This is a genomic window from Endozoicomonas sp. G2_1 (assembly GCF_017744155.1).
Taxonomy (GTDB): domain Bacteria; phylum Pseudomonadota; class Gammaproteobacteria; order Enterobacterales; family Alteromonadaceae; genus JAGHQT01.
The window spans coordinates 1-21,610 of the sequence record NZ_JAGHQT010000005.1 but is presented as its reverse complement, the minus strand read 5'-3'; the positions used below and the strand labels follow the sequence as shown (position 1 = coordinate 21,610).

Below are 21,610 nucleotides of genomic sequence, written 5' to 3'. Positions count from 1 at the left end.
CTTGGCTAATGGGTAATTGCAGAAACCAGTCCAAAATATAAAAACATGATTTTATTGACTTTTTTAAATTAACGAGCAAGAACCAGCTTAAAATCAGGCGATAAAACCAGCAACAAAGCGCTCAAATTATCGACAATTAGTGAGAGTAAGATGTGAAGTAAAAACAGGTTGTTTGAGAGTAAAATGAACCTAGAAAGTCAAGATGAGTTGTTCAGAGGACGGTAAATACAGCATGCGTCAACAAGCATAAGAAACTGCTGCTAAACGGCAGTTTCTGAGTATTAGTTAATGTATACCCAAACCATCTCAAGATACGTGATTCAGCGCTGTCACAGGAACTTAATATCAAGGCGCAGCTAGCAGGAATGGTTACTCCCTTTCAATTAGCTGCAACGCAGAGAGTAAGTTCCTGTGAAGCGCCCGAAGGGTTGGTTTAAAAGACGATTTATGCAGCGTTATTGATTTTTACAAGGGAACAACCATTATTTACAATCAATGCCTTGTCTAAATCGCTTTTAATTCCAACTGAACAAGCATCTTGAGGTGGCTTGGGTATAAGTTGACGGGAATAGCTGCTAGTTGAAAGTGACGGTTTAGTCTTTAAAGTTTTTGCGGTCTAAGCCGTATTTAATCATTTTTTGATTGAGGGTGCGGCGTGGTATATCTAAACTCGCCATGGTCGCTTTAATACTGCCTTGATTAACACTAAGGGCATTGCGGATAACTTCTGCTTCAAACTGTGCAACTTGTACCGAAAGTGGTAAGTCACTGTGCTCAACATTAAGTTCAGCTGGATCATCTAAACTCACTTTCGGATTACTGATCATTAAAATATCCGCTACCGAGACTTCATCATCGAGCGAATAACGGATGGCAACGTTCTTTAATTCGCGGACATTACCCGGCCATTGGTACTCGGTTAAGGTCACTAAATCATGCTCAGATAGAGGGCGAATTTCTTGTTCATGAGCCGCACAAGCTAAACGCAAATAGTGATTAAACAACAACGGTACATCTTCTAAGCGTTCTTTTAATGGCGGTATGTGCAACTCGGCAACATTAAGCCGATAAAACAAATCTTGTCGGAACTCAGGGTGATCTCTAAGTTCACATTTAGCGGCGGCAATTACCCGTAAATCGACGTTGATACTGCGGTTAGCCCCCAAACGCTCAATAGTGCCTTCTTGCAACGCACGCAGTAATTTAATTTGCAAATGGGTTGGCATACTCTCAATTTCATCGAGAAACAACGAACCTTGACTGGCATACTCAAACTTACCAATACGCGTTTTGGTGGCACCAGTGAAAGCGCCTGACTCATGGCCAAATAATTCGCTCTCAATTAAATTTTCAGGAATAGCGCCACAGTTAATCGGCACAAAGTGCTTGTTTTCTCGTTTGCCAAAGTCGTGTAAACACTGGGCGACCAACTCTTTGCCTGTGCCGGTATCTCCATAAATAATCACATTGGTATCGAGTTTAGCGAGTTTTAAAATATTGCGCTTAAGCCTCACTATCGCGGGTGAAATACCAATAATCTTGCTATCGATACCCGTTTCACTAACCACCGCTTCACTCAAACGCTGATTTTCTAACACCAGTTGACGCTGTTGGCAGGCGCGGTCAACGGCTTCAACTAAACGCTCAGGAACAAATGGCTTTTCGATAAAATCGTAAGCACCGTCTTTAAGCGCCTGAATTGCCATATCGACATCGCCATGTGCAGTTAGCAAAATCACGGGGATGGTCTGGTCAATATTGCGGATTAACTGCTGCAACTCCAAACCACTGACGTTGGGCATGCGCACATCGGTGACGACTATGCCGTCAAAGCTCTCATCAATCGCTGCGAGTGCGGTTTTAGCGCAGGCAAAACTCTGCACTTCAAAGCCTGAAACTTGAAACCACTGGGCAGTTGACTGACGCACCATGGCTTCATCATCGACCAAAATTACTTTGCCACGAATTACTGACATTCGTTTATTTCTCCTGTGCAATAGGCAAAACAAAACCTATTTTTAGACCCGGCTGATGGTCGCTGACCACCATTTTACCCTCTAAATCATTGACTATGTTGTGAACAATTGCCAAGCCTAGGCCGAGGCCTTGTCCCATTGGCTTAGTGGTATAAAATGGCTCAAATAAATGTTGCTGTTGTTGTTCGTCAATACCGGGGCCATTGTCAGCAACGGTCACCATGACGTTTTGATGTTCGATTAATACTGCAATGCTGAGTTGGTGAGCAGCGGTATTATTTTCCGCTCCAATCATTGCTTGGCATGCGTTTTCTATCAAGTTGGTCAACACTTGCTCTAACCTTACCCAGTCTGCCATTACATGCACTTGTTCTTGTTCAAAAGACATCGACAAAGCAATTCTCTCTTGTTCAAACTTCGGCTGAAATAGAGATGCCACCTTGTTAACCACTGCCACCAAATTAATCTGTTCAAGCGGTTGTGAATTCTTGTAAGCAAAGGTTTTAAGTTGGCCGGTAATGGCTGCCATTCGGTCAACCAAAACATTGAGCTGACTTAGGTTTTCACCTAAAAACTCAGGTGAATGACTAACCTGCTTAATGATGGCAAGGTAATTGCGCATTGCCGTTAACGGTTGATTGAGCTCGTGGACAACCCCAGTCGACATCCGCCCTAAAGCAGCTAATTTTTCCGCTTGCACCAACTCAGCTTGAGTCGATTTTAATGCCGCTGTTCTTTGTTCAACCTGCTGCTCTAACGATTGATTAACTTGCAATAATTGCTGTTCGAGTGCTTTGCGCCGAGTAATATCCATTATCGTAACCAGATAAAAGGTATTATTCTCCGCCAGCATGCTTTGAATAGAAAAAAGCACAGGCACGACTGTACCATCAAACCGTCTAAAGCTTGCTTCTTGCCCCTGTAGTGGGCTGAATACTCCTTGACCCAGCTTAACTAAACATTCTTTAATCAGCTGGTTGGCACTGGCACCGGTCAGTAAGTTGATCAATTTTTTATTGACCAAGGTCTCAGATTGAGCAGAAAATTGTTCAATAAACAGTGCATTGGCAAAAATAATGGTGCCGCGCTTGTCAACGGTCAGCAAACCCACTTGAGCATTGTTAATAATTTGCCGTTGTCGTTTTTCACTCTCTATTTGAGTTTGAATGACCTTTTCGCGCGATTGTCGCTTTTGATACGACTCCCGCAAATAAAGCGCGAACAAAACGAAAGCCAAATAACCACCAGCAGCGATTGCACCAGCGATTAACGCCTGTTGTTGTGCTTGTCGCGTTGGCGTTAACAAACCAACTCGCCAGTGTAAATCTTGCAGCTGTACCCATTGATGTAATTGCGGTTGGGCAAACGTATTTTCGAGCTCAATGGTTCGGCCATCAGTTAACTGCTGTATTTTTACCTTTAAGGCGACCAGGTTTTTGTCGAAGTTGTAAGCCTGAGTTAAATTGGCGAAGAGCAGATTGTTGTTGTCATCGCTAACATAATAGTCGTAAGCAAAAGCGAGCTGACGTTTTAACTTAACCACGTCAATCCGAACCACAGCACTGCCGACAAAAGCTTCTTTAATGTGGATAGGCGCCGCTAAATAGTAGGCTGAATTGCCTTGACCGTCGGTCCAAAACTGACGCCCTAAGTCCCCCGACCAAGCCTGTAAAAAAAAGTCGTGTTGATGGTAGCTAGCCCCTTGTTTTAAACGTTTACCGTCAATACTTGCCCGAGGAAACTGACGCCAATTACTGTAAGCAACCGCGTGGCCCTGTTCATTGAGAATCATCAGTGCGCTTGTACCCGCGATTAAATTCGTTTGTTCGAGGTAGCGGTTTATTTCAGCTTTCGAGTTTTGACTAGCATCAGCCAAATTAACTAAAAAGTTTTTAATCTCTCGATTCTGAGCGAGAAAATAAGGTAAATCTTGGTATTGAGCAATTTCGTTGCGCAAACTAGTGACCGTATTGAGCAAGCGATTACTGTTGTTTTGGTGCAAGTCAATTAGCGCCCAGTTATAGCGAAATAAATAAACCGCCAAACTCAACAATAAACCCAAGGCAAAAATCGCAAGACTAAGCGCCAGCACAGGCTTGAACTGGCTGTGGCTCACTTGATCACTGGCCGGATAAATTGGCGTGTTGTGGTGGTTTATATCAAGTTTTGACACCAAATTTACCTTGTTAGCTTAAGGCTTCGCATTAACGCGTTGGTTAATTGCAGCAACGGTAATATCAGTTTGATAACGCAACAACTCTTTTGCCAAAGAGAGCGTTTTCGACATTGGCATTAGATCGATACCGTTAACGCTAAAATCACCCGTTGCTATGCGCTGTGGCATACGCACACTCATCGGGTCCGCCAACATCATCAGCGCTGTGTGGCGAAAATCGTGATGTTCACCGTCTTTCACTTCGTTGATACCTCGCGCTTGCAACCATTTAGTCCAACGAGGATTGTCGTAATATTCAGGCACAAAGTGCACGCGAGCTTTATCTTTTTGCCAGGCTTTGTTAAGTGATTTAGCTAACTTGTTCATACCACTTTGGTTACCACCGCTATCACCGAGTAAAACAATCTCGGTAAAGCCGTGAACTTTGAGGCTTTCAGCGATTTCAGTTAACAACAGCATAAAGGTTTTTTCAGTCAAGCTAATAGTACCAGGGTAACGCATGTGTTTAGTCGGTGGCTTTTTATCGCCCTCAGGTACAAAAGCAACTATGGGTGCGACCAACGCGTTACCAAGCTGACGAGCTATTTTATCCGTAGTCAGTTTCAATATAACATTGTGTTTGCCAGTAGCGAGATAAGGGCCGTTTTGCTCAACACCGCCAGTGGCAATAATAGCGGTAGTTTTACCGGCTTTAATTGCATCTCTCACTTCCAGCCAAGTCATTTCTTCGATAAAGACGGTGTCATATGGCGAAATCGGATTTTTGCTTTGAGCTGCCATCACCTGCCAATGTGTAGAGGCAATCAGCAAGACAATAACACTAAATATTTTTTTCATAATCAATCCAAGTGGCTAAAAATTAACAGCTAATTATTTACGATATTCTAATGGTGGTTGTCGATCTCCCAGTAAAGGGACATACTTAAAGTTATCACCGCGGCGACGTTCAAACTCAGCCTTAGCATCGGCGCGCAACTGAGCATTTTGATAGAGTTCAATGGCCATTAGCGCCATGACTTTCGAGGCATTATGAGCACCTTTAAAACCAATTGACATACCAGCCGCAGCAGCAGATTGCCAGCTGTGGCTCGACGTACCTGGAACATAAGACGCGGTTGAAATGCGCACCGTTGGCACAACCATACTGACATCGCCAACATCAGTAGAACCACCACTTCGGCGCATGCGATAAGGTCTAATTTCTTTTTCACTACCTAATTTGGCACTGGGTTTATCGAGTGTTTGATAAATTTTTTCGGCAAAGGCTTGCTCTTCTGCGTTATATTCAATACCGCCAACCCGAGTTAAGTGTTTATGTGCCGCTTTAGATAGCGCTTCAACAGGTAACAGAGAGTGATTGCCGTGGATAATTTCACGGTTCACCTGTGTGCCAGTCCCCATGGCAGCCCCTTTAGCGGCATCTTCAACACGCGCCCAAATCTCTTTTAAGGTTTCTGCGTTAGGATGGCGGATATAATAAAAAACCTCAGCAAAGTCAGGGACAACATTTGGTGCGACACCGCCTTTGGTAATAACATAATGAATACGCGTTTCTTGTGGCACATGCTCACGCATCAAATTAACCATGTGATTAAAGGCCTCAACACCATCAAGCGCAGAACGGCCTTTATGAGGCGCACCCGAGGCATGGGTAGAGATTCCGTGAAAGCGAAATTTCGCCGAACGATTGGCTAATGAGCTACGTGCTTCGGCGTTATTATTAGAACCTGGATGCCAGTGAATAGCAAAATCGACATCGTCAAAAAGGCCTTCGCGAACCATATAAACCTTGCCACTGCCGCCTTCTTCAGCTGGCGTGCCATACAAGCGGATAACACCGTCTTGACCACTATCTTTGAGCCATTTTTTCACTGCAATAGCCGCGCTTACTGAACCAGCACCAAACAAGTTATGACCACAGCCATGAGCAGCGTGTTTGCCTTCAACTGGACTGCGAAATGGCTCAGCTGCTTGATTCAAACCGGGTAAAGCATCAAACTCAGCTAAAATGCCGATGACAGTGCCTTTACTGCCATAAGTTGCAGTAAAGGCTGTTGGAATGCCAGCAACGCCAGTTTCAATCACAAAACCTTCAGCCGCTAATTTATCTTGTAGTAATTGTGAGCTTTTTTGCTCCAAGTAACCCAATTCAGCAAAATCCCAAATCTGTTTCGCCATTGAGGCCGTGTGCTGATAGCGAGTATCCATCCACGACAACAAGTCGTCCTGCTGCTGGTTAGCCATAGTAAAACTCGATACTGTCATCAAGATACTTATCAATATTGAACGCTTGTTAATTGGCATAGCTAGCTCTTTTTCTCTCGTTATTGGTTGGTTAATAATTTTGCTGGTATTGACAGACCTGCTTCTCGGTAATAACGAGCAGCCCCCGGGTGCAATGGCACAGGTAACGCTGAGAAAGCCTTTTCTAGTGCCATGGTTTTGGTTGCGGGATGTATACCGTGAAGAAATGCTAAATTTTGATAAATCGCCTTGGTCAGTAGATAAACATCTTGCTCATCAACATCAGCGCGTACGGCGAGGAAATTGGGTTGAGCAATGGTGTAAATGGGTTGGGTTTGTCCGGGGTATGTATTGGCAGCGATGACGTATCTCGACCACAGCTCAAAATCTTTGTTCACTAAGGCCAACTGCTCATCAGTAAAGTTGAGCATAGTGATATTGCTACCCATACTGGCAAAGGCTCGATTTATTGCGGGTGTTGGCACACCAGAAGGAATATTCATGCCGCTGATCAAGCCGTCTTGCAAGGCATCTGTCGATACAGAATAACTGGTATGTGTGAGCTTGAACGAAGAAACTGGAATCGCCAAGTTAGTTAGAATAGTTTGTCCCGATCTTTCGGTGCCCGATGCTTTCTTGCCAATCGAAAACGTGGCACCCGTGAGATGGTTGAGATCTGAAATATCGCCGGTTACGACCCTAGTCGTTGGAATGACATATTGCTCTACATTCGGCCATAGCATAGATACAGCAAGCAAATTTGCTTGTTGATTTAGCGGCTGTTGATTAACACCATACAAACCGTTAATGATCGCAAACTGAGCTTGGTTTTGTGCTAACAAACTGATGTTTTCACCCGAGCCTGCCGAGGTCACAGTAGATAACGACAAGGCATGTGTAGGCGCCAGTTTTGCTTGAATAAGGGTCGATAGTGCAACCCCGACCGGATAGAAAGTGCCTCCAGTTGAGCCTGTCGTTAAAACGTACTGTCGCTTGTTAGTACTCTCTGTCAGACTCGGAGTAAAAACTACACCAATAGCGACACTCGCCAGTGCACAGGCAATCAATAATAGCTTGGCAATCGATTTAGTCGTTAGCGGCATGATGGGTTCTTAGGTCAGTTGCGTATCAAGCCAACTGGCTCAACACAGAAACTCAAGTTATCAGTATTAAACTCAGCTTAGCAGAATTCACACCAAAAACTTAAAGCACTGATAAATATAGATATAAAATAGTTTTACCAAAATAAAAAACAGAAAATAAGCAATATTTAGCTCATTAAATCAAAAACAGGCTATTTATTGCTTAAACGCCTTAATGCCAGTCTGTAAAAACAAAAAAGGTGATAGCAACCACTATCACCTTTTCTCTTAGAAGGTAAAACTAGTATCCTTCAGTTAAGGCATTTGGACGTCTTGGATCAGACGCACCAAATAAGAAACCATCTTTAACCATGATTGACTGAGTGCTGCCCATAGTCGCGGTTTCTTCAACCTTTTGACCTTTTTGACGCAATAACTTGATGGTATCGCGATTGAAGCCCGGTTCAACTTCTAAGCGGTCAGGAATCCATTGGTGATGAATACGACGTTCATTGGTTGCCTCAGTAACGTTCATTTGATGGTCAATGGTGTTAACAATCATCTGAGTAACCGCGTTGATAATGCGGCTACCACCCGGACTACCCGTCACTAAGAACGGTTTGTTGTCCTTTAAGACAATAATGGGTGATTGTGAACTCACTGGACGCTTACCTGCCTCTAGTTTATTCGCTGTGCTAGCAATAAAGCCTTTGGCGCCAGGAATACCTGCTCGAACCGAAAATGTGTGAATTTGGTTATTCAGCAAAATACCTGTGCCTTCAACTACTTTCGCAATACCAAATGAGTAACCTAGGGTATAAGTATTAGAAACCGCGTTGCCATCTTTATCAACGATTGAGAAATGAGTGGTATCTCGACTCTCTTTTGGCAATAAGTCACCCTTGAGTTTAGTGGCATCGATAGCGGTATCGAGGGCGATTTTATTAGATAGTTTCTTGGCGCGCTTTTTATCAATAAACCAATCAATTGGCACATTATAAAAATCGGGATCTGCTAAATGGGTACCGCGATCGGCAAAAGATAACTTCATTGCCTCAGCCATCACGTGATAACTGTCGCTGCCTATGCCCCAATCAGACAATGGAAACTGCTCTAAAATATTCAACATCTCGAGTATTACCACACCGCCAGAACTCGGTGGTGGCATAGCGACAATTTGGTGGTCGCGGTAGTTACCTAAAATCGGCTGTTTGATCTTAACCTGATAATTAGCTAAATCTTGCGCATCGATATGACCATTGTGCTTATTCATATCTTTGACAATTTTTTCAGCAATTGCGCCTTTGTAAAAAGCATCTGGACCATCTTTGGCGATTTGCTTAAGTGACCAAGCTAAATCTGGTTGTTTTAAAATTTCACCTTCGGCGTAATTACTGCCATCAGCCTTATAAAACACTTTTTTAGTCGCAGCATTTTTGGTCAGTACATCTCTTTTAGCGCCGAGAATTTGTGCTAAATCATAATTAACTGCAAAACCTTTTTCAGCAAGTTCAATTGCTGGCTCAACTAGCTCCTGCCAAGTGAGTTTGCCACTGCCAAACTGTTTCCATCCCTGATAAAAGCCCGCCACTGAGCCCGGTACGCCGGCGGCATCCCAAGAAACCGGTGAACTTCTATCTTTTTCACCACTTTCCGTTAAAAAGTGCTGAGCAGTCACACCCGTTGGCGCGGTTTCACGGTAATCAATAGCATAGCTCTGCTCAGTTTTACCTTGGTGATATAACATAAAGCCACCACCGCCTAGGTTACCGGCACGGGGCAAGGTTACCGCTAGTGCAAAACCAACAGCGACAGAGGCGTCCATCGCGTTGCCGCCTTTTTTCAGAATATCGACTCCGACTTTAGTCGCCAGTTTATTTTGACTAGAGACCATGCCGTGTTTGGCAACAACCGGATGAAAGACATCTTCATAGCGGACAATACCGGTTTTGCCCATGTTGTAAGGTTGTTCAAAGCTCGCCTTTGCTGGCGCAACGTTTCCATCAGCAGCACATGCTGAGGTCACCGCAACTAAACAAGCTGATAAGAGTGTTTTGTATTTCATAATCACATCCGCGTATACGATCGTTTTAATCCATGAATATTTGTTATTGCCGACATGGATTTAGGTACATAGCTTTTGTCTGGAACAAAAAAACTGACCATTCGTCCTCGGCTCTGGCTGCCTTGCTTCGTTCTACGTCGTACAATCCCTATACTCCTAAACATATGCGCTCTTAGTTATCCCTAACTCCGCGCGATACCGTTCCTCCTGAACATAAAAATCGGCCTAGAGCAAAGCAATAGGCCGATTTTTTATCGCTATAACATCAAACCAATATTGATTAGAAGCTATAGTTTGCTGTCATGTAGAAGTAACGAGCAATACTTGAGTGCAACTCACCAGAGAAGCCAAAAGTAGTATCAGCCAACGGTGGATCTTGGTCGAAGATGTTGTTGATACCGAAGGTAACGCTCAAGTTTTCATTATTCATGAACTCTTTACGCGTTAACGTGTAGTTTGCTGTTACGTGACGGTCAATCGTGTAGAAGCGACGGTTGCCATCAACAGTGATAGAAATACCAGTTTCGTCAACAGCACCAACGTAGTTCACGAAAATACCTGAACGCCATAAGTCGTCTTTACTCTTCCAGTTGATTGATGCAGTACCACGCCATTCTGGAATGTTAGTTGTACCTACAATGTCACCTACCGCTGAACCTAATACAGCATCATCTGCACCAAAGTTAACAATAGCTGCCGCATCACCACCAGCAGTCTGATTGAACTTAAGCGTACGAGCACCATTTACTTTGAAAGTAAACTCACCGATTGAAGTGTCCATGTTATACAAAGCACTAATATCGTAACCCGCTACTGTACGAGTATTTAAGTTTTCATAACGTCGTACGATTTGAGTAATAGCACCAAGTGGATTCTCTGCATCTGGTGTACCGCGAATAACGCGAGGGTTAGACGAACCTTGAGCACGTAAAACAGCATCAAGTCGAGATTCGTTTTCATCTGAAAGTACGCCTACAGTGCCTTCAGTTTCAACTTCCCACCAGTCAAAGGTTAAAACCCAATCGTCGTTCGGTGTGAAAGTGACACCGACACTGATATTTTCACTCTTTTCAGGAGCTAGGCCTTGGTTACCCGACGTTTCTAACAAGTAGTTACCATTACTGATATCTTGACCATCAAATTCACCGTTGATATCACCTGTACCTAAAGCAATACCTTCAGCAAAATCATCAACACCTGTGGTAATTGATGTACCTGGCGAGTTAAGCTGAATCAAGTTAGGCGCACGGAAGCCCTTTGAAATAGCACCGCGAACTTGGAAGTTTTCTACCGGATACCAAGAAAGCGCTAACTTGGGACGAGTAATGTTACCAACATCATCAAAGTCTTCATAACGAACCGCTAACTGAGCGTCTAAGGTGTGAACACCTGGTAAATCCGCTAAGATTGGTACCGCCAATTCTGCATAAGCAGAAAATACTTTTCGTTCAGCGAAAACATCTGGGCGAACACTACTACCTTCAAGGCTACTCAAGTTAGTTGGGTTTGAGTTACCTTCAACAAATGGGTCTGAACCATCAAAGATATCACTATTATCTTCGTCTAACTCTTCTTTACGCCACTCTAAACCAAATGCGATACCAACATCACCAGCAGGTAACTCATACAAGAATGGGTTAGATGCTTTGAAGTCAATCATAGTCAATTTCGTTTTTGCACGACGAGATGAATTGACGATGAATGGATCAATGCTTGAACGAGGGTTTGGACTAAAGTCTTGAATACTAGACAATACCGCCGGATTTACGCCAGTAAATGGGTTATAAGCATCTGGCGTGTCTAAGCTCAATTGCGCTAAGAATAATGGTGAGCTAATACGGTTGTATGCAGTATCAACTGTTTCTGCTTCACTATATAAAAGTCCAGTATCCCAATCCCAATCATCGTAAGTACCGCGTAAACCGTTTAAGAAACGGAAGCTATCGCTTTCTACTTCTACACGGCGTGGGCCAGTATCTGTTGGACGGATACGCAAGGTGTAGTCAAGACCTTCTTCCGGAACCACACTTGTATCTAAACCAGGGATACGGTTAGGGTTCACTCGACCATCAGCAAATGTCACTGGACCAAATGGGTTGTAGTAACTCTGTGCTGGAACAACGAACGTACCATTACTCAAAATAGCAGACTGTTCCCACTGACGCTTCGCTTTAGCGCGATAGTAAGTCGACTCATTGTAATATTCAAAGCCGCTGTCAAACTCATGACTTAAGCTCGTATAAACATTTATGCGGTCGATATCCGGCGCTAACGTACGATCTTCGTTACGGTTAGGGCGTAATGCACGATCATGGCCACCGCCTGATTGTAAACAAACATCACCCAACACGGCTTGTTCAGCAGTAACACCTCGGCCGCCACATTGTGACGCATCACGCAAACTGCCATTATCGCGAACAAAGTTAGTTGGACGGATACGGAATGAACCTAAGCCAAGGAAGTTTAGTGAAGCATGAGGTTCTAAACTTGAGCGGTTATCAAAACCGATAACACTTTGGAATTCTTCAGGTGCACGTGAACGCAGATCTTGGTTGCTTGCATAATCTTTTTCAGAAGCAAGAATACCTTTGCGGCGGTTTAGATTGGCACTGACTAAGAAGAATGTCTGGCCATCGTTAAATTCAAAGCCTTTGCTACCCGCGATAGACAAGTCATTGCGGCTAGTACCTTCTTCGGCACCATAACGCACTCTAAAGTCACCACCTTCATAGTTGTCTTTAGTTACGTAGTTAACAACACCGGCCACAGCATCTGAACCGTATAGTGCACCAGCACCGTCACGTAAGACTTCAACGCGCGACAAGCCAGAAACAGGCAAGGTATTTGAGTTAACAGAGGTTACAGGTACGCCGAAGCTTGTTTGGGTAATCGGGTGATTAACCATACGACGACCATTGAGTAACACAAGCGTGTTACCTTCACCAATACTACGTAAGTTTACTGAGCCAACGTCGCCACGAGCAGCGTTAACACCAGTATTACCGCCACGAGTTGCGGTAAAGCCAACAGCACCGACTTGTGGGATTGAACGCAAGAGTTCATCACCATCTACGGCACCTGTGGTTTCAATTTCTTCAGCGTTTAGTTCAGTAACAGGTAAAGCACTGGTCATAGTGCTACCTTTAATGTTTGAACCAACTACTGCAATGCGTTCAACTTCTTCTTCTTTTGGCTGTTCTTCTTGTGCGAATACAGGTGCACTCGCAACGGCACAGCCAGCAAAAGCAATCAATAAAGATTCTGACAATTTCTTTAGTTTAAACATTTCATGCTTCCCACTATTTTTTAATTTATATCAGCGTTGAGCTGGTTGATTTTCATTCAACGATTTAAAAGTAGAATAGAAACAATAGCTTTACTAATGAGTTTAGTTAAATAGTACATAGCCAAAAGCTATACACCCTTCACAAAATTAGCTATATCCCTTGTTATTTATGCTACTCAAGGCATAGGCATAACTAATGTTTATGACCAATACATGAATTACTTATGTCATTTTTATGAATAATGATTCAGTCTTACTATTGATTAATAAGCAAGCACAGGAATCACTATGAATACCGAAAAAAATGTAAATAAAAATTACACTGAGCACGTACAAACGACTGACGCGGATAAAAAGCCAACAACTAAAAAACCAGCGCAGGTCAAGGAAAATCACTTTGCTAAATTTTTTAACACCTTAGATGGAGCAAACGATACTTACGTGTTGGGCTACAATTAGCCATTTTGCGCTATAGCGAATAACGATAATTACTCAAGCTTGCTTTAGCGCACTTATTTTTGATAGTGCGCTAGTCTGATTTTTAAAAAGTCATTGCTGACAACCCCGTCGGCAATGACTTTTTCAATTTGCTCTCTGTAATTTACCAGTGGCGACTTCTTTGAAATGGTAACGTAGTGTTCAACTAAATTATCAACTTGAAATTCTGTGGCAACAATCTGATCGGTCAATCCCAACTTCGCTAACAGCGGCTCGGTACTCTGTTGGTAATGGATAAATACGTCTACTCTTTTCTTAAGCAATAGTTGGATGTTATTTTCTAAACCACTAGCGTTAACCTTCACGATAGAATTATCTTTATCGAACTGCTCGAAATAGACAGAATGTCGATTAATCCCCACAACAAGATTGGCAAGGTCGCTGTATTCACTTATTAAAGCTCTGTTTTCTTTTAAGCTATAAAATTTAAAAGAGAGTGATTCATAAGAAGGCTGAAGATAATAAAACTCATCTTCTCTGCTGTCGGTTTTAACCAAACCAACCATAATATCAATACCACCAGTACGCATTTCCTGCAAACGCCTAGCAAACGGCATCTGATTAATCACTAAAGACATTTCTAATTTATCGGCAATATACGCTAGGTATTTTGCATGAAGTCCATTGACAAACTCTGGTGCAACTGCGCTTTTAATTTGTTTTAAGTGGTTAGCTGAACTAGTAAAAGCTAAAAACAACAAAGCCAGACAAACAATTGCCTGGCTCAGGAAGGAGTTATATTTTTCTTTCAATAGCAACGACATAATTAAGTATTATTATTTTAGTTATTGAGGTCATAGTAGTATAGCGTTGACCTTAGTGTGTCTACTAATAATAGCACCTAATTGTATTTGTCGATTTATTTAACGTTGTGGTCTTGCTCCGAAAGCATCACTGACATTAAAGTCGTTGCCGCTTTATCTGCTATGCGAACAATTTCTTGCCTATCGGTGTTATCACCCATTTCATAGGTAATAGCGTGAATACCAAACTTATCAGCAAAGTACTGCTTTGAAACACCTGCATTTGGGTTATTGCCAGGTTTTTGAATCACTTCAAATTTAGGCATTTGACGATCTAGCTCACCAAGCCAATGCTCGACAAAATAAGGCTTTTCAACACCATAGTCAGACGGCATGGTATAAAAAATATCGCGACGAGTAGAATGGAAATCGATGGCAAATTCAATTTTTTGGCCATTGGCAACAAGTTGCTCTAAATAAGCGTTGATTTGTTGTACCTCTGGCTGTTTGAATTTGTTCCAGTCTCGGTTTAAGTCAACGCCATTCATGTTGTGACGCCAATTACCTGCATAAACGCCATCTGGATTAATATTAGGGATCAACAAAATATTGTACTGACGGCGAAAATCATTAGCGAGTTGGTTATCAGCTAACAAGGTTTCAACAAACGGAAATAAAGCTAATGCGCCTGTTACTTCTGGCGGATGCATACGACCTAGAAGCACCAACCACTTGTTGCTATCCGCTTTTGTTTCAAGCTTGTAAATAGGTCTGTTTTGAATAGAGTGGCCCAGTACTTCATGACTAATATCAGTCATATTTTGAAGTTTTTTCGCCCAGTCTACGTAATATTGATTATTTATAATTTCTTGACCTGCGATGTATGTTGGCGTGCTATTGGCTGTTACTGAAAAAGAGCGCAGCTCACCATCATCATTAAAGTCGATAAGTGACCACGTTTTTAAATCGGTGCTCGCTTTTGGCAAATAGCGATGCACATCGCCGTCAACCTTCATGGTCACTTTAACTTTAGTAGGCTGCTTAGCAACCGTTTTAAATGCGTACCAGACACTTGAATTAATTGGCGTATTTTCAGGCTTTAAGACAACCTCAAATTCACTGCTGCCAACTCGACGACACTCATCCATTCTAGAAGTTGGAAAGTCTGCCAGTAGTTGAACATCACCTACATTACATGCTTGCCCATTACTACTAGTAACATTGCTATCAGTTGTCGTATCAGTAGCGCCACAACCGTAGAGCACGCTGGTGGAAAATAATAATGAGCAAGTAAGCAATAGCTTTTTCATGTTATTACCTTTGTATTTGTCCGTAGAGAAAAATATGGCTCGACGGTTCCCCAGTCGAGCCATTGTTTGATTAGCTAAACAAAGAGTGTTTCAACTCTGTTGCCAATTAAAATTTGTATGTTGCACCTAGGTAGAAGTAACGGCCTTGGCTGTTGTGAACACTACCGTCAAAACCAAAAGTTTCATCGGCTAGCGGTGGCTCACGGTCCGCGATGTTGCGGATACCAAAGGTTAACTTAGTGCCTTCTAACGAACCTTGCTCGAAGGTATAGTTAACATACATATTTGTGGTAAACCAGCTATCAACTGGTAAGAAGATCACGTCACCATTTTCGTCACGGGTATTATTTACACTAGTATCGACGAAAGAACTGATATAACGACCCGTTAAACCCGCACTCCAATTGTCACGCTTCCATGCAATGGTCGCATTAGCGCGCCATTCAGGATTACCATTTTGCGCAAGTAAAGTGCCAGCCGCACCAGGAACGTTGACATCCTGACCTTCAAATTGAAGCGCTGTATTACCAGCAGCTTGAGCCGCTAATACCTGCTGAGTAACAGTATCAACTTCTTGCGAGAACTCTAACATTCTGGCACCGGTTAGTTTGATATCAAAGTCACCAATATCCGTGCTGAAGTCGTAGTAAATACCAAAATCAAGACCGCGTAGCTTTCTCGGCAACAAGTTTAAGTAAGCATTGTTCACTTGAACAATTTCACCTGCTGCATTACGCACAACAGCTTCATTAGCAGAACCTTGGCTGCGAAGTAACGCATCAAATAAAATTTGAGTTTGTACGTTTAACTGGCCAATAGCGTTATCTTGTTCGATTTGCCACCAGTCCGCCGTAAGCGTTAGATTTTCGGTTGGATTTAGTACGATACCAGCCGCTTTGTTTGTGCTGTCTTCAGGCTCTAACTGGTCACTACCACTGCGAATTTCAGTAGTACCTTGCTCAATACCAAACACAGGATCAATTGTGTTGTTTGAACGTGCTAAACCAGCCGTAACAACTTGAGGAATGCCTGGGGCTTTAAAACTTTCAGCGAATGAAGCACGGAACTGAACATATTCGTTCGCTACCCATGAAAGAGCCACTTTAGGCTTCAATACGTCCTGATCAATGTCAGAGAAGTCTTCGTAACGCGCAGCAATTTGTAAATCAACTGATTCAGCAAATGGTGCATCAGTTAGTAGCGGAACATAGAATTCAGCATAAGCTGAGAAAACATTGCGGCTACCACGGCTATCTAATGTTGGGCTATTACCCAAAGCGTTACTACCGCCTAATGTCGCACCAGTATTTGGATCAACAAAGTTGGTATTTAAAATGGTATCGCGGTCTTCGTCATACGTTTCACGTCTAAATTCAGTACCAAAAGCAAAGCCTACTTCACCCATAGGTAATTCAAACAATGCTGGTGTCGACATTTTGAAATCGACCAATGCAAGTTCTGTTTCTGCATCTCTGAATATAGTATCGGTGATTGAGTCAATAACCGCTTGTGAGTTAGCTGTTGGATCTAAAGCAGAATCGAGATTTGTTGGATCACCACCACTGAACAAGTTATATGCGGTAGCTTGGTTTGTGCTGTTGGCTGCTTGAGCGAGTAAATCTAAACGCACCCAGTTAAAGGTGGTATCTTCAGTTTTCGCTTTCGAGTATAAAGCGCCAGTTTCCCAATCCCAATCGCCAACGTAACCACGTAAACCAACTAAAGCACGATAGCTATTATCTTCAACTTCAGTAACACGAGGACCTGCATCAACCGCGCGGTAGTTACGAACTGTAATCAACTCACCAGTTGGGTTATAGAAAGCGTCAGCAGCAACAGTAAAGCGTTGTGAACTAATGATATGTGGAGCGAAACGATCACGTGTTGATTTCGCGTAGTAGTAGATACCTTCAGCGAATAACTCTAAATCATCAGTTAATTCTTGCGTATAAATACCGTATAAATTTGCACGATCTAAGTCAGAAACAAGTGAGTTGACCAGGTTGCGGTTATATCTTTGATTGCGACCTAGTGAACCTTGATCAATACAAGTGCCTGCAGATAAGCCAGATGGCTGGTTGTCAATACAACCTGATTCAGTGCTTGGTTGAACGTGGAAACGCGTTGAAGAACCAGAAGTTGTGCCTAACTGATATTCAAGCCATGGAGAACCTAAATGACTATTGTCTAAATCAGTATCGTTGCGCAATGCTTCAGGTACACGAGGGTCTAAACGCAAATCTGTTTCAGCAGCATATGCACGTTCAGTCGCTGCCAAACCGTCACGAGTCAAATAGTTGGCTGAAATAACTAAATGAGATTTGTCGTCATTAAATGAGAAACCAGTAATACCGCCAATATTTAAATCGTTGCGGCTGGTACCTTCAGACTCACCGTAACGAACACTTACTTCAGAGCCTTCGTAATCATCGCGCAATACGTAGTTAACAACACCAGCTACAGCGTCTGAACCATAAACAGCACCAGCGCCATCGCGAAGTACTTCAACGCGCTTTAAACCTTTAACAGGAAGCGTATTAGAGTTAACCGTAGTAATTGGCACGCGGTTTTCAGACTGAGTACCTGGGTGAAGAACTAAACGACGACCGTTCAAAAGCGTTAGCGTATTACCTGAACCAGCACCGCGTAAGTTAATAGAAGAAACATCACCACGAGCATCGTTAACACCTGCACCAGCTCTTGCTTCGTTAAAGCCAGTGTCACCAATTTGTGGAATTTCAGCGAGTAGTTCGTCACCAGAAAGAGCACCTGTGTTCTCAATTTCTTCAGCACCCACTGTAGTTACAGGCAACGCACCTGTGTCTCGGTTGATTTTGATATTTGAACCAACGACCGCAATACGCTCCACTTCTTTTTCTTCAGCATCTTGTGCAAATGCCAATTGAGGGGCTAGTGCCGTTAATACACATAAGCTTAAATGCTTAAGCTTAGGCTTCTTAATCATGTTTGCTTTCATAACTTACCCTTGTTTCTATTTTCTTATATGGCTTTATTTTTATACAGTTATAAACAGTATCTATACCTTTTTCTAAAATGAACAAATATTCAACTAGATTCAATTGATTGATCGTTACAAAGACATAACCAAAAGTTATACTATGTTTTGATAAAAGCAAATTACCTAACTAGTAATTAATGTTACTTTAGGTTTCAACGCCCTAAATTGCTCTGTAGTTTTTGAGCATTTAAACCCAAGAATATAAGCTAGAAGCCACGAAACTAGCAGAGAAAACAATAATGAGGTTTATCAAAATATGAATGTTGAAGTTGGAATTATCGAGACATTATTAGTCGCACTAGTAATACTCTTTGTCGGTTACTTTTTTAATAACAAAATAGCCTTTCTAAGAAACAATAACATTCCTGAGCCCGTTGTTGGTGGTATTGTTTTTTCATTAATTGCAGCTGTTGCACACTTCGGGTTTGATTTTCATTTGCAGTTCGACATGAGCTTCAAAAACCCATTGATGACTCTCTTTTTTACCACGGTAGGCTTGGGCGCGAGTTTCAGTTTATTGATCAAAGGTGGTCCAAAAGTTGTCCTGTTCTTAGGGGTCGCAACTGCTTACTTGTTGGTTCAGAACGCTGTTGGTGTTTCGGTGGCTATGGCGACGGGCTTAGAACCATTAATGGGCTTAATTGGCGGCTCTGTTACCCTCTCTGGTGGTCATGGTAACGGTGCGACTTATTCAGATCTATTTATTGCCGAATACGGTATGCCTGGCAGCGTTTTCGAACTTGCAATGGCGGCAGCAACACTTGGTTTAGTATTGGGTGGTCTTGTCGGTGGTCCAGTTGCTAAGAGATTGATCAAAAAACACAATTTAAAACCTGCTGAGTTTCACGAAGAAATGGACGACACGGTGACCTTCAACCCTGAAGATCACGACTTAGTCACACCTAAGAAGATGATGGAAACCTTATTTATCATCTTACTGTGTATGGCAGTTGGTCATGTAGCTCATATGGGATTGAAAGAAGCTGGTGTGGTATTACCTGCCTTTCTACTACCTTTACTATTTGGTGTAGCAGCAACCAACATTTGCGAGTTTTCAAAAATGTATAACGTTAGCCGCGCATGTATCGATTTATGGGGCACAATGGCACTATCAATATTCTTAGCCATGGCACTTATGTCGCTAAGGGTATGGGAGTTAGCCGCACTAGCTGGCCCAATGTTGTTTATTATTCTTATTCAAACTGCAGTACTAATGATGTTTGCCTATTTCGTAACTTTCCGCATCATGGGTAAAAACTACGATGCAGCTATTATGGCTGGTGGTCACTGTGGTTTTGGTTTAGGCGCGACGCCGACAGCGGTAGCAAATATGGAGGCGCTTGTCGCTCGCCATGGTCCTTCTCCACAAGCCTTCTTAGTAGTACCTTTAGTAGGGGCTTTCTTTATCGATATTACCAATGCATTAGTGATTCAATTGTACTTAAGCCTGCCATTTGTGACAGGTTAAGTATGGCGAAGCACAAGCTGGCTAAGGAGAGTTAGCCAGCTATTAAGCTCCGAGCTTGATTGTAAATAAAACAACAATAAAAGGGGATAAAGGCGATGCGATTAAGACATATAGAAATATTTCACGCGATCTATACTACTGGCTCAATAACTAATGCTGCAAAACTGCTGAATGTCTCGCAGCCTTCAGTAAGTAAAGTGTTGTCTCACGCTGAAATCCAACTTGGTTTCAAGCTCTTTGATCGAGTCAAAGGTCGGCTAATCCCAACCAAAGAAGCTGAAATGCTCTTTGACGAAGTTGATAAAATTTATCAACAAATGCGCTCTATTAAAAATACAGCGACTAATATAAAAAAATCAGAGTTTGGTAATATCTCTCTTGGTATAACTCCTGCGTTGGGTTTTGATGTATTACCAAACGCCGTTGCAGCCTTCCATGAAGAGCACCCGAAGGTCAGCTTTAACATCCAAGCAGTTCACAATGAAGCCGTGCTTCAAGCACTGTTTGAACACAAGTGTGATTTTGCTGTTCTATTTTCACCTAACCCAGTAGCTGGCATTAAAACAATCGAATTCGGTCAATCTGAGCTTGTTGTCGTTTATCCAAAGAGTAAGTTCCCTCATTGTCCGAAAAAGCTATCACTCGCTGAACTCCAAGATTACGAATTCATCGATATTGGCGAAAGTGGACCACTCGGTGATGTTGTTTGGCATAGAATCTTAGAAGAGCACATTAAACTCAAGTTCCCAATTAAAGTAGAGACCTACTTTATTGCGGCTAGATTAGTAGCAAGAGGATTGGGGGTTTGTGTCGTTGATAGATACACAGCTATGGGTAACCTTACTGATGACATTGGTGTTGCATCATTTGATCCTGCCATTAACTTTCCAGTCAATGGCATATACCTTGAAAATAGGGGCCTACCTAAAGTCGCAGAGAGCTTTATACCTTTCTTGAAAAAAGAAATTATAGCTTTAGGTTATGAAGAGCAAAAATCTTAGTCCTGTTAAATTATCGCGAGTTAACTAAGCTAAAGATGAAGAAGTTAATAACATGACTATTGCTTCATCACACCCCTTTGAATGACGCATTTCCTAAATGTCATTAGCCCTGCTTAAGCAGGGCTTTTTTTATCTAACGCAAAAAGACCTGGTTCAGATGATACTCGCACTAAAAACAACGCTGTGACCAAACCTTTAAAAGTGTTGGTATAGCTACGCTATATTCGAGTTAAACTTACTGAGCTAATAAACTAACGTCAACGGAATTCTAATAGATATATTGGAATCTAATACAAGCTCACCCACGACAGCTATCCTTAGATGGTCACATCAATGTTATATCATAAAATAAGCAGTGGTCTAAGATTCAAACGACGATAGTTCAGAAGAAATGCATTAGGAGTGAAGGCTAGTCATTTCTATACGAAGACTCTTTTAACGGTTGGTTTGCGTCTAAACCCGTCGCTGTAACCTATATGAAAGGGACTATTGAGTATAACGATAATAGGCAAACGACAGCTTGGTGATATGCGATATTCCGAGAGTATTAGACGATATTTTTTTCCGTAAACGCAAAAAACCCGCAGTGTTAGCTGCGGGTTTTTCTTAATAAGCGCTTAGCGATGACCTACTCTCACATGGGACCTCCCACACTACCATCGGCGCAGTTGCGTTTCACTTCTGAGTTCGGCATGGATTCAGGTGGTACCACAACGCTATTGTCGCTAAGCATAAACAGTTA

Annotated in this window: 13 protein-coding genes and 1 rRNA gene; 3 read left to right on the top strand and 11 right to left on the bottom strand. The window is 42.5% G+C overall.

Translation table 11 applies throughout. From position 1 onward, the window contains the following. Positions 1–593: 593 nt before the first annotated feature. From J7384_RS08060 to J7384_RS08030, 7 genes are all read right to left on the bottom strand, one after another. A complete protein-coding gene (locus tag J7384_RS08060) occupies positions 594–1,976 on the bottom strand; it encodes a sigma-54 dependent transcriptional regulator (protein WP_209112860.1) in 1,383 nt (460 codons plus the stop codon). A gap of 4 nt (positions 1,977–1,980) precedes the next feature. Continuing rightward, positions 1,981–4,149 (bottom strand): ATP-binding protein, encoded by a 2,169-nt coding sequence (locus J7384_RS08055; RefSeq protein WP_209112858.1) that lies wholly within the window; start codon positions 4,147–4,149, stop codon positions 1,981–1,983. An 18-nt stretch (positions 4,150–4,167) separates the two neighbouring features. Further along, the gene (locus J7384_RS08050) at positions 4,168–4,989 is read right to left on the bottom strand and encodes a creatininase family protein (protein ID WP_209112856.1); all 822 of its coding nucleotides are present in this window, start codon (positions 4,987–4,989) and stop codon (positions 4,168–4,170) included. 33 nt (positions 4,990–5,022) lie between these two features. Then, a complete protein-coding gene (locus J7384_RS08045; protein WP_209112854.1) occupies positions 5,023–6,456 on the bottom strand; it encodes an amidohydrolase in 1,434 nt (477 codons plus the stop codon). Between the two features lie 20 nt (positions 6,457–6,476). Further along, complete coding sequence (locus J7384_RS08040; RefSeq protein WP_209112852.1) at positions 6,477–7,499, bottom strand: TAXI family TRAP transporter solute-binding subunit; 1,023 nt, start codon at positions 7,497–7,499, stop codon at positions 6,477–6,479. A gap of 280 nt (positions 7,500–7,779) precedes the next feature. Further along, positions 7,780–9,543, bottom strand: coding sequence for a gamma-glutamyltransferase (gene ggt, locus J7384_RS08035; RefSeq protein WP_209112851.1), 1,764 nt, complete (start codon positions 9,541–9,543; stop codon positions 7,780–7,782). A 280-nt stretch (positions 9,544–9,823) separates the two neighbouring features. Further along, positions 9,824–12,829 carry a TonB-dependent receptor gene (locus J7384_RS08030; protein WP_209112849.1) on the bottom strand — a complete coding sequence of 1,002 codons (3,006 nt, stop codon included), beginning with the start codon at positions 12,827–12,829 and terminating at the stop codon, positions 9,824–9,826. Positions 12,830–13,117: 288 nt separating this feature from the next. On the opposite strand from J7384_RS08030, the gene J7384_RS08025 reads away from it, so the two are divergent. Continuing rightward, entirely contained in the window at positions 13,118–13,288 is a 171-nt protein-coding gene (locus tag J7384_RS08025; protein WP_209112847.1) for a hypothetical protein, read from the top strand. A gap of 53 nt (positions 13,289–13,341) precedes the next feature. Here J7384_RS08025 and J7384_RS08020 read toward each other — a convergent pair whose 3' ends face one another. From J7384_RS08020 to J7384_RS08010, 3 genes are all read right to left on the bottom strand, one after another. After that, positions 13,342–14,079 carry a transporter substrate-binding domain-containing protein gene (locus J7384_RS08020; protein ID WP_209112845.1) on the bottom strand — a complete coding sequence of 246 codons (738 nt, stop codon included), beginning with the start codon at positions 14,077–14,079 and terminating at the stop codon, positions 13,342–13,344. A 107-nt stretch (positions 14,080–14,186) separates the two neighbouring features. After that, entirely contained in the window at positions 14,187–15,380 is a 1,194-nt protein-coding gene (locus tag J7384_RS08015) for a M14 family metallopeptidase (protein ID WP_209112843.1), read from the bottom strand. A gap of 106 nt (positions 15,381–15,486) precedes the next feature. Beyond that, complete coding sequence (locus J7384_RS08010; RefSeq protein ID WP_209112841.1) at positions 15,487–18,357, bottom strand: TonB-dependent receptor; 2,871 nt, start codon at positions 18,355–18,357, stop codon at positions 15,487–15,489. A 298-nt stretch (positions 18,358–18,655) separates the two neighbouring features. Here J7384_RS08010 and gltS point away from each other — a divergent pair, with 298 nt between their 5' ends. Together gltS and J7384_RS08000 are read left to right on the top strand one after the other, a co-directional pair. Then, positions 18,656–19,867, top strand: a complete 1,212-nt coding sequence (gene gltS / locus J7384_RS08005) for a sodium/glutamate symporter (protein ID WP_209112839.1) — start codon at positions 18,656–18,658, stop codon at positions 19,865–19,867. Between the two features lie 95 nt (positions 19,868–19,962). Beyond that, on the top strand, positions 19,963–20,868 hold the full coding sequence (locus J7384_RS08000; RefSeq protein ID WP_209112837.1) for a LysR family transcriptional regulator: 906 nt from the start codon (positions 19,963–19,965) through the stop codon (positions 20,866–20,868). 615 nt (positions 20,869–21,483) lie between these two features. Here the strand turns inward: J7384_RS08000 and rrf are convergent. Then, positions 21,484–21,598, bottom strand: a 5S ribosomal RNA gene (gene rrf / locus J7384_RS07995). Positions 21,599–21,610 lie beyond the last annotated feature (12 nt).